Raw genomic sequence first — 7009 nt, forward strand, 5'->3', positions numbered from 1 at the left:
AGTTATGTCTCTGCCATGAATATAGAAGATTTAGCAAAAACATATTTGAAGAACAATAGCTGTGAAGTTCTGGTAATAAGCATGGGCCCAAAAGGGGCATTGCTGGTTACCAGGGACCACACAGAACATATCCCGGCACCTGTTGTTCACCAGCGCAGTACTATTGGAGCGGGCGATAGCATGGTTGGCGGAATGGTGCTTAGCATGGCTCAGGGTAAAAGCATGACCGAAATGGCGCGTTACGGGGTGGCCTGTGGAACGGCAGCCACTATGAATCCCGGTACCCAACTTTGTAAAAAGGAAAATGTAGATACGCTCTATCAATGGATACTTAGCAATCAGATTCCATAAGCTCCTTTTTTAAATCTATTTATAACTTGGGAAATAAAGTTTAACTTGTTATCTTAATCAACTAATTTAAAACCTATATAAAATGAAGTTAATAACCAGCGAAATAAACCACTATTGGGTTCACTTTCAATCAGGAGGGGCAGAGCAAAATAAAGTATACCCACGTGCCCTTGTTAAATGTTATCACGACGATGATTTTGTGGTGCAGCTAAACTTCTATCCTGATGGTAAGGCCTTGCCCGAAAATCATTACGATAAAAGGAATAAATTGGTGTACTTGCGATATCCTTTAAGCATGTATCCTAATATTATTGACCTCTTGCGACATGAAAAGCCGATTTATTTCAGTTATTCTGAAAATTTAAAAACAGGTTTTGTACGAACAGGAAGAGAACCTATTGGAGAAGGGAATATTGATGCCGATTTCTGAGAAAATACGTAAAGACGGTTTTGTTAATCTCTGATTAATAGGATGCCGACACGAAAAAAAAAGAGTTGTACACGTACAACTCTTTTTTTTGTTACAAATAGTACATTACTCAATGATTCCGGTTTTCTTGGCCCGTTCTTCCCAATTTTTTCGGGCTAATACCTGCAGGTCCTCTACATTGTCGCTCTCATCCATGATTTCCAGGCCAAGCAGGGTCTCAATGACATCCTCCATAGATACCAGGCCACTGACCGATCCGTATTCATCCACTACCAGGGCAACATGTTCTCTTTTGCGGATAAAATTTTCGAATAATTGGGGGATAGGAGTATCCCGTTTAGTGACCAGGATGTCTCTTTTAATATCTCCCAACACTGAATCTCCATTTTCTGTAATAAGTTCCTCCAGCACATTGTCCTTAAGTACAAATCCGGTAATGCTATCTACGGTTTCACCATGAACAGGGATTCGAGAAAAGCGCAATTTTGGATTTTCCTTAAAGAACGATTTAATGGACTGATTCTCCGGAGCAATCTTCATCACGGCCCTTGGCGTCATAATATCTTTTGCCATGATCTCGTCGAACTGGAGCAGGTTTTTAATCACCTTGGATTCAGATTTTTCAAAGACACCTTCTTCTTCTGCCATGTCGGCCATCACAGTAAAATCCTCCCTGCTCAGTACACTTCCGTGGTGCTCTTTGCCAATAAGTCGCGTAAAGAGTTGTAAAGTCCACATCAATCCTGTAACCTGCATGATCCAAACCATTCCCCGAAGGGTTTGGGTAGAAATGCTGGCGAGTTCTTTCCAGTAATTAGCACCTATGGTTTTGGGGATTATTTCCGATGCCACAAGAACCAAAATAGTCATGAGGGTAGAGACTAAACCTACCATAAGGTCTTCGGTAAATTGTATTCCAAATAACGTACGTGTTTGCTGTCCGTAAAGTTCTGAATAAGCTACTTTAGCCTGCACTCCAACCAGTATGGCCCCAACGGTGTGGGCAATGGTATTTAAGGTTAGGATGGCGATAAGGGGTTTATCAATATCGTTCTTAAGTGTTTCCAAAGCCAGGGCAAAACTTTTCTTTGCCTTTTTTTTCAGGTTGATAAAAGTGGGGGTAATACTCAAAAGAACTGCCTCCAGAATGGAGCACAGGAAGGAGAAAAAGATAGCCAAGAATGCGTAGAAAAGTAGTAAACCCATGTAGTTTTTATCTGGCACCAAGATACAATAAATTGAAAATGTTCATGATATGCTGTTTGTGGTATCATGGAGCAAGACTGTTTGTCGTTTGAAAAGTGACTTTTACCTCTTCTAAATGATCCATGGCCTTTCGATGAAAACAAGGATAATTCCCATCATCCGCTTTATGCTATAGGTTTTAACCAGTAAAAAAGACCTTTATCTAATTGCCAAACGTTAGAAGAACCCTAGTTCTATTTTGCACTAGATCTTTAAAAATATGATGAATGAATATCAAATTTAATTTTATAGAATTCGCACGTTTTCTAATTTGTGTTGGAATTGCATGGATAGCCTGGATGTCTCACTATCATCTGGGGTCTATCTTTTAGATAGCGAATCTTTAATTCTATTTTATGTTCCTAAAAATAAAAGAGCTGCCAATGGCAGCTCTTTTTCAATTATAATACGTTACTTAATCGATTCCCTGCCCCAGAATATATGGAGCTCCCATAGCTTTTAATTCTTTTTCAAGCTGTGGGATGGTCGTATTTCCTATGGAACTGATCTCTGTGTACAAGGAAGCCATCATGGTTTTGGCTATCTCCAGATTCTGCATGTGTAAGGGTGTTGGACCGTAGGTTGTAGCCATGCCGCGTCTTGCCACATTTAAGTGGTCCCCAGCGGAGGGCGGATTGCGTTCTCCGATCTCATCGCGCGACTTATTCCCTTCGAGTTTTTCTTCAAAAGCGAATAACTGCTGTTTAAGTTCATGGAGTTTGGTTGCCATATTTCCTGGCGCAGCAGGAGTCCTGCTTAATGCAACTTGCATGGCCTTTACCTTGTCCATGCTGCTATTTAAGACATCCGAAATTTTACTTTCTTGCATAGAAACCTCATTATAGGCATCTATATAAGTGTTGTACTCATCATACGAAACTCCTTTTAAAGTGCTTTCAAACAAAGGAGCAACCTTAAAGGGTACAGGACCGTCTAATTGGGTAACTACTCCATTTACTTCTTTGGATAAAGTTGCCGTGTAGTTCCCGGGCATAGCCATAGGTCCTGAATTCCACCAGGAATTACCTCCACCTCCAGATTGACCAGGTCTAATAGCCCTGGTACTTGGATGCCTTAGGTCCCATGCCACTCTGTTCAGACCTTTTTTACTGGTCCCTTCCACATTTCTAATCACGTTGTTATTCGCATCTCTGATGGTGATCCAGATCTTCGGATCTTCCTCTCTGCGCTCTTCCTCAAGGGCATCCCATCCCGGAAAGGGAATGGATACATTACGTTTTTCAAGGTCTTTTTCCTTGTCTTTTCGCGCCTTCGATATGGTCGTAAATCCTTCAGCCATGGAATAGGTGAACCAGGCACCAAAATCAGGATTCTTGGCAAAATAGTAGTCGGCTCCGGTGTTCCCTACCACATTCTTTGGCACATACCAATCTGCGGTTCTTGTAGAATACAAAGCACCTTCTTTTGCAAGGGTGGTTTCTGTCATCTCGCGCAACGCACTGTAGTCATCCAGCACAAAAAAGCCACGGCCAAAAGAAGCACCCACAAGATCGTTTTTCTCTTTCTGGATCGTTACATCACGGAAGGAGATGGTAGGCGCTCCCGGCACCTTATGCCAGTTAACGCCTCCATTCATGGAGGTAAAGATGCCTTTTTCGGTAGCAAGAAATAACAAGTTCTTATTAACATGATCTTGCACCAAGCGCCATATAATGGTATTTGCAGGAAGATCTCCCTTTATAGAACGCCAGCTGGCCCCTTTGTCGGAACTTTTAAATACATAGGTGGAAAAATCTCCTTCTTTATGATTGTCCAAAGACACATAGACCGTATTCTCATCAAATAGGTCGGCTTTAATGTCATTGACAAACGAGCGGGCAGGTAGCCCCATCCCGGAAACGGCCATTCTGCGCCAGTTTGCCCCGTCATCCGAACTCACCTGAATATACCCATCGTCTGTACCTGCGTATAAAACGCCGGGGGTTACAGGCGATTCTGAGAGGGAGGTAATGGTGTTGTAGTTAGACATGGCCCCTACGTCCCATGGATTATCCCAGCTTTGTTGTTTGCCCATTATGGGGAGTGTGATCCGCTCTTCGTTGCGTGTAAGATCGCCCGAAATGGGTGTCCAGCTATTGCCACGGTCTTCAGATTTCCACACCCGGTAAGAGGCAAAATAGAGTCGGGATGCTTTATGCGGGCTTACTAAAATAGGGGCATCCCAGTTAAAGCGTTCAAAGGGCTCCCCTGCTCGTGGCTGCGGTTGAATAAACACTCTGTCTCCGGTATTCAGATCCACCCTGTGCAAGCCACCTTGCTGTGTCTCGGCATAAATGATATGGTTGTACTCAGGATCTGTAGCAGACTGGTGCCCGTCTGCGCCCAGTGTTTTGTACCAGTGAGCGTTTCGTATTCCCTGCTGCTCATCCGTACGCGAGGGGCCACCGGCAGAGCCGTTGTCCTGGGTACCTCCAAATATGTGGTAAAAAGGTTTTTGGTTATTTACGGCTACCTTATAGAATTGGGTAAGCGGTAAATTCTTGATATAGCGCCAAGTTTGAGCAAGATCAAAGCTTTCGTAAATACCGGCATCGGTTCCTACCAATAAATAATCCGGGTCATCTGCACGGAATGCAATGGCATGGTTGTCCGAATGCTTGTCTTCCTCTTGTAATTCTTCGAAAGTTTTACCTCCATCGTTAGAGGTCAGAATCCTAACATTCATTAAATATAAACGGTCGAACGCATGTGGACTGGCATACAATTCCTGATAATAATGTGGTCCGGTTCCCCCGGAAACGGTATTAGACATTTTTTTCCAGGAAGAGCCTCTGTCTTCAGAACGGTACACCGCTCCTTTAGTTCTGTCTAGTTCAATGGCTGCATACAGCACATCTGGTTGTTGAGGTGAAATAGCGATCCCTATTTTACCAAGATTAGATTTCGGTAAACCGGAAGTTAGTTTTTCCCAGGTCTCGCCTCCATCTTCGGAGCGGTGTAGGCCAGAATCTGGTCCACCTCCCATTAGGGCAGCCACAGTCCGGTGCCGTTGCCATGTAGCGGCATACAGCCTGTCCGGGTTTCTGGGATCCATCATGATATCGGTAACACCGGTCCATTCATTTCCTTTTAATACATTTTTCCAGCTTTTTCCGCCATCCGAGGATTTATACAAACCGCGTTCTCCCCCTTTACTCCAGAGCGGTCCCTGTGAGGCTACCCAGATTACATCCGGATTGGAAGGATGCACGATAATTTCGGAGATGTGCTCTGAGGATTTCAATCCCATGTTTTCCCAGCTATTCCCGCCATCTTTACTTCGGTAAACCCCATCGCCGTAGCCCACGTGCCTGCCCCCTACATTTTCACCGGTTCCTACCCAGATGGTAGACGGATTATTGGGATCTATGGTAAGGCAGCCTATAGAATAGGAGACCTCCTTGTCGAATAAGGGTGTCCAGGTAGTGCCAGAATTTTCTGTTTTCCAAACACCTCCGGAGCCTACGGCTACGTACCAAACGCTTGGATCATCGGGGTGTATTGCGATATCTGCTATCCGTCCCGAGAGAAAGGCAGGTCCTACATTTCGTAATTGTAGTCCGGCCAGGGATAGTTTATCTTCTTTGGTTTCTGATTCGTTTGATGAGGCCCTATTGCGTTGTGCGAAAGCTGCGGAGCAGACAAATAAAAATAGAAGGCTAAAGAGGAGTCCTTTTTTCATGGAAGTAGTGTTTGAGTTAGTTTAACAAGTTGTACAAAATACGACTTTTCTTTAAAACATAAAGGCTGCATTAAAGTCCGATTTATACTTGGGGCAACATATGCCCAATAGCACTCAATATATCGATAATGTGTCTAGTTTTAAGGCAAATTCAATACATTTAAAGTTCGAGAAATGGAACACAAGATGAAAACCGGAACAGTAAGTATCTTAATGGCAGTTGTAATGTTTTTATGGATCGGAAACCAATCCCTGAGGGGACAAACAGAACTTAAATTCAACGCGGCCTCGGCTCTTATCCTTATTCCCAATGTGGGTATAGAGGTACCCATCTCCAACCGATTTAGTTTCCAACTCGATGTTTCGGGCTCGTTCTGGGATTCCTTTGATGGCAAACCTCTGCAGTTTACCCAGGCCTTTGGGGAGGTTCGGTATTATGGAAAGGATGGAATAGAAGGCTTCTTTTTTGGAGGGAATGTAGGCTTTGGGATGTTTAATCTTACCAAATACGGCTATGATGAAGATGTATATCAATCCGGGCGTAATTATTATATAGGGGCCAGTATTGGGTATAAAAAAATGATTTCCGACCGTTTTGGATTAGAACTGTTCTTGGGTGGAGGAACATCACAGGCCACCTACAGGGCCTACAGTCAGGAAACAAGGATGCGTGTAGACATTCCGTTAGACGAGGACCGAAACTTTAATAAAAGCGGAGAGTGGATCCCATATCGCGGCGGACTAATGCTCGTCTATAGACTACTGTGAATTATTAAAAATCTTTTGAAAAAGTAGTCATAAATTTGCGCCCCATTTAGGCCTCATAGTTCAACGGATAGCCCCGATAGCTATCGGGGGAAGTTTCCTGATAAGATCAATATTTCATGTATTATGTTTATGTTATCCAGTCAAAACTAGATCAAAGTTTTTACATAGGTAGGACATCGAGTTTGGAAGAAAGGCTGCATTGCCACAATACACCTGAGTTAAATGTTGGGATTACTAGAAGGAAAATCCCGTGGGAGTATTTTTTTGTTCTAGAAGTTGGTAGCTCAATGTTGGCATGAAAAATTGAGAATCATCTTAAGAAGATGAAAAGTAAAAAGTACATTAAGGACTTAAAAAAATATCCTGAGATTGCTCAAAAGCTTATCAAAAAGTATTCATAAATTTACATCCCCATTTAGGCCTCATAGTTCAACGGATAGAATAGAAGTTTCCTAAACTTTAGATCCAGGTTCGATTCCTGGTGAGGCTACAGATAAGCACAAAAGGCCTTTGCGTAAGCGAAGGCCTTATTT

General features: G+C 43.1%; 6 protein-coding genes and 1 tRNA gene. 5 read left to right on the forward strand and 2 right to left on the reverse strand.

Features of this window, described 5'->3' with window-relative positions:
- Together WBM49_RS00715 and WBM49_RS00720 are read left to right on the forward strand one after the other, a co-directional pair.
- The coding region (locus tag WBM49_RS00715) for a PfkB family carbohydrate kinase (protein WP_424370140.1) at positions 1–351 on the forward strand (351 nt) is incomplete at its 5' end.
- Positions 352–433: 82 nt separating this feature from the next.
- Positions 434–781, forward strand: coding sequence for a hypothetical protein (locus tag WBM49_RS00720; RefSeq protein WP_424370141.1), 348 nt, complete (start codon positions 434–436; stop codon positions 779–781).
- Between the two features lie 105 nt (positions 782–886).
- Here WBM49_RS00720 and WBM49_RS00725 read toward each other — a convergent pair whose 3' ends face one another.
- Both WBM49_RS00725 and WBM49_RS00730 read right to left on the reverse strand, forming a co-directional pair.
- Positions 887–1987, reverse strand: a complete 1101-nt coding sequence (locus WBM49_RS00725) for a CNNM domain-containing protein (RefSeq protein ID WP_424370142.1) — start codon at positions 1985–1987, stop codon at positions 887–889.
- 454 nt (positions 1988–2441) lie between these two features.
- The gene (locus WBM49_RS00730) at positions 2442–5708 is read right to left on the reverse strand and encodes a WD40/YVTN/BNR-like repeat-containing protein (RefSeq protein WP_424370143.1); all 3267 of its coding nucleotides are present in this window, start codon (positions 5706–5708) and stop codon (positions 2442–2444) included.
- 174 nt (positions 5709–5882) lie between these two features.
- Between WBM49_RS00730 and WBM49_RS00735 the strand changes: the two genes are divergently transcribed.
- The 3 genes from WBM49_RS00735 (at position 5883) to WBM49_RS00745 (ending at position 6966) form a co-directional block, all read left to right on the forward strand.
- Entirely contained in the window at positions 5883–6476 is a 594-nt protein-coding gene (locus WBM49_RS00735; RefSeq protein WP_424370144.1) for a DUF3575 domain-containing protein, read from the forward strand.
- A gap of 116 nt (positions 6477–6592) precedes the next feature.
- Positions 6593–6775: a GIY-YIG nuclease family protein gene (locus tag WBM49_RS00740; RefSeq protein ID WP_424370145.1), complete on the forward strand. Its 183-nt coding sequence runs from the start codon at positions 6593–6595 to the stop codon at positions 6773–6775.
- A gap of 119 nt (positions 6776–6894) precedes the next feature.
- A tRNA-Arg gene (locus WBM49_RS00745) sits at positions 6895–6966 on the forward strand.
- The last annotated feature ends 43 nt before the right edge of the window (positions 6967–7009 follow it).

The sequence above is a fragment of the Muriicola sp. genome (assembly GCF_049669965.1).
Classification (GTDB): Bacteria; Bacteroidota; Bacteroidia; order Flavobacteriales; family Flavobacteriaceae; genus Muriicola.